This window comes from Protofrankia sp. CiP1_Cm_nod3 (assembly GCF_982290655.1).
In genome coordinates, this window is sequence record NZ_CEVIVD010000006.1 from 75,819 (window position 1) to 76,550 (window position 732).

The 732-nt window shown below is 72.4% G+C and carries 1 protein-coding gene; it reads right to left on the reverse strand.

Annotated elements, in window-relative coordinates; genetic code table 11:
- Nucleotides 1–73: 73 nt before the first annotated feature.
- Complete coding sequence (locus AC5LUJ_RS03070; protein ID WP_250284127.1) at nt 74–547, reverse strand: hypothetical protein; 474 nt, start codon at nt 545–547, stop codon at nt 74–76.
- Nucleotides 548–732 lie beyond the last annotated feature (185 nt).

Genomic DNA, 732 nt, shown 5'->3' on the forward strand with positions numbered 1-732 from the left:
CTCTGAGGACCGGGCCCAGGGCGAGGGCCGCCTGGGGCAGGCCGCCGCACGGGGAACGGGAGCCCGTCGGGCCTCACGGCCGTACCAGCCGGTTCGGGCTCGGCCCCCGCCTCCGGCCCAGCAGGTGCAGCAGCCCGCCGGCGGCCGTGCTGAGCGCGGCGGCGACAAGAACGTCCCGGGGCAGCAGGTCGGTGGACTCCCGCTGGATGCGCCCGTGGAAGCGGTCGAAGCCGCGCGGCCACGGGCTGCGTCCGACGAAGTAGATGCCGATCTTGTCGGTGTCGGGCAGACAGGCCCCGCTCATGGCCGCCAGGAGCGCGAGCCGGCGCCCCGGCGGCGCGGCCGCGGTCAGGATGCCCATGGCGGCCAGCCCGGCCACGCCGTCGCGGCGGGCCACCGGAACCCAGCTCCGCCCCGGGCCGGCTCCCCAGTGCGGCACCATGTCCATGGCGAGGTGGGAGACGAACCCGGCGGCAAATGCGGGAAGAGGCCGACGCAGTGCGGTGCCGATCAGCGCTCCGGCGCCCACGTGCGCACTTATGATCATTGGTCGTGTACTCCTGACCTTCATGGGTTCCGTGACGGTTTCCGGTGGTCACGTTGTCCGGCCAGAACAACGTATGCACCGGTCACGGGTATCTGGCGACATGCGTGTACTGAGGAGGATCACACCGCCGGCTCCGGCCACCGTCCGTTCGGGGAACTGACGGGTTCGTACGGGGATCCGGCCTT